This is a genomic window from Komagataeibacter xylinus NBRC 15237, from assembly GCF_001571345.1.
Taxonomy (GTDB): domain Bacteria; phylum Pseudomonadota; class Alphaproteobacteria; order Acetobacterales; family Acetobacteraceae; genus Komagataeibacter; species Komagataeibacter xylinus.
The window spans coordinates 1-2,381 of the sequence record NZ_BCTP01000107.1; the positions used below are offsets into that span (position 1 = coordinate 1).

The 2,381-nt window shown below is 41.8% G+C and carries 3 protein-coding genes; 1 reads left to right on the forward strand and 2 read right to left on the reverse strand.

Annotated elements, in window-relative coordinates:
* Positions 1 to 244 precede the first annotated feature (244 nt).
* A complete protein-coding gene (locus GXY01S_RS18450; protein WP_146222827.1) occupies positions 245 to 1,741 on the forward strand; it encodes a glycosyltransferase family 39 protein in 1,497 nt (498 codons plus the stop codon).
* Here GXY01S_RS18450 and GXY01S_RS18455 read toward each other — a convergent pair.
* The gene (locus GXY01S_RS18455; RefSeq protein WP_146222826.1) at positions 1,731 to 1,934 is read right to left on the reverse strand and encodes a hypothetical protein; all 204 of its coding nucleotides are present in this window, start codon (positions 1,932 to 1,934) and stop codon (positions 1,731 to 1,733) included. The genes GXY01S_RS18450 and GXY01S_RS18455 overlap by 11 nt on opposite strands.
* Before the next feature lie 205 nt (positions 1,935 to 2,139).
* Positions 2,140 to 2,381, reverse strand: a 242-nt coding sequence (locus GXY01S_RS18825) for a hypothetical protein (RefSeq protein ID WP_218003179.1), incomplete at its 5' end; no start/stop codon positions are given.

Consider the following 2,381-nt stretch of genomic DNA (forward strand, 5'->3'; position numbering starts at 1 on the left):
AAAAACGGTGCGCAACCTAGCACGCGAAACATTTTTGCAAGCCCACCAATAAAGCCTCAGATCCCAAGTATGGAGGTGCGGCTGATCAGTTGGAATGCCCAAGGGCACTGCAAGCCACAGCGCAACACATGATTACGACAATGGATTAACGTACCGTAGATTCAAACTTTACACAATGTGATAATTTATATAGAATTACAGAAAATTTTCAGCTCAGCGCTTGGAAAGCACGTAGGAATACTAAATGCAAAAACCAGTCTGTGCAAATGATGGCACAAAAAAATTTACTTATTCTATTTTATTTTTTTTAATATTTTCTTCGATATGCACAGTTTTATTCCCCTTCTCTGAAATTTTTACCCACATCCCTCTTGCCCAGAATGAAGGATGGAATGCCTATCAAATCGATAGGGTCATAAATCCGGCTCTGGGCCCTCTTTATCCTGATCCACAAAATGGCCTGATTTTTAACAATTATCCGCCACTTTCATTTTATATAGTTGCGTATTTTAGTAAATATGTAACGCATGATGTTATGGTTGCGGGCCGCATTGTTAGTTTTTTATTCATGGCCGCGTCATGTTTTTTATGCAGCATGTGCGTAAAAAGCCTGGGGGGAAAGCCTATTGGTATAATACTATCTTTTTTCATCCCTTTCCTTTATACGGCTATGTATTTCAAATGGTGGTTTGCTACAAATGATCCGCAATGGATCGGCATTTTTTTTGTTTTGGTATCTCTTTTTATATCTATTAATTGCATAAATAGTAACAAAGGAAATAGATATTTTTACATATGCCTGGCTGCTTTTTTCTCTGTTGTGGCTGGAACGGCAAAGCATAATGAATTTGCCATCCCTCTATCTATAACTATTCTATTATTTTTTAACGATAAGAAAATTTTCTATACATGGTGCGCATCTGGTATACTTTTTACTGCATTAGCATTCTTATGTCTGAAGGCCATTTTTGGCTACAATCTGATAGAAGACGTTTTCTTTCATCCGCGCGTTATGTCACTATCAAATCTGAACAATATGCGAGACTCATCGAGTTGGATGCAGATGCTCTATATTGCTGCCTTGCCATGCTTAATTGAAATAAAAGATAAAAAATTAAGAGGCGTAATATTAATAATTTTTACAGTTTGTTTAATTTTGGGCATATGCCAAAGAGCTGGCGAAGGTGTATCCGATAACGCACAAATTGACACACTGATCGCTTTGGCAATTGTCATTGGCATAGGTGTATCCGTATTTCCTGAAAAATGGCAAGGATACAGAACACCAAGCATGATATTGCTGACCATACTTGCCATCACCCCTCCTGTAATAAAAAGCGTCACACATTTGCCAACCAATATTAAAAATATACAGCAGATACCTGCGCAGCAGAAACGGTGGGATGCAATTTATAATATGATAAGTTCAAATCCACGTCCGTCTGCATGTCGTATGCTATCTATTTGCTATTGGGCAGGCCAACCCTACACCGTAGACATGTTTAATCTGGGACAATATCTGAAGCTAAACGGAAGAAATAAAATATTTTATGATATGGTAAAAAATAAAGATTTTGGAATGATTGAATACAGTTACTGCTATGAAAAAAACTGCGAAATGGAAAAAAATGCACTATTCCAAAATGGTCTGAACAACTATCACCCCATAAAAACAGAACGTCGCTTTGGCACTTTTGATAGATTTTATGATGTATTGGTATTCTATGCACCTAACGATTAAGCCTGCCTTGGCAGCAAGCATAGAACGTTTCTGCAATGTAGGTAGTGTCCGGTGAGTTGTTACGATATGCAATCCAGAAAAGCCTGTCGTATTGCTGAAAGACAGGGCCGTCGCGGCGGCCCACAGACTCTTTTTTATGCCCTGCTGCCGCAATATTCCGGAATGACAAAAAGGCGCAGGCAAGCACGAACATATCGCGTATCCGTTATAGGGGCTGCAACGGAGCGCTTGGAATGCCCGGCGGAAATGCTGGCAGCAGACCTGCCCTGACCGACGCATGGCCTGCCCGACCGTTCATAGGCACACAAGCAGGACCTTTGCTGCACAAAGGGTCATCTGGCGGGCTTTGATCGAAGCCCTGGCAGCTTTATAAGCAAAAGTCACACCCGGCCTGATGCTCAAAGATGCTCTCTTATTGTTTTGATGTTGACCTCCCTCATGCTCCTGCCAATCGCGATACCCACCGGGCCACTGGCAAAGAAGGAAGATGACAGCGACAGAATATGGCAAAATCTTCTGTTTCGGGGAACCGCATCCGTAATCTCGCCATGCTCGAACCATAGCCGGACATGCCTTGCCACGTCCGCCGATACCGTGAGCGTAATCGTATCGAAAGGGCGTTCGCCGGCGCTCAAGAAGT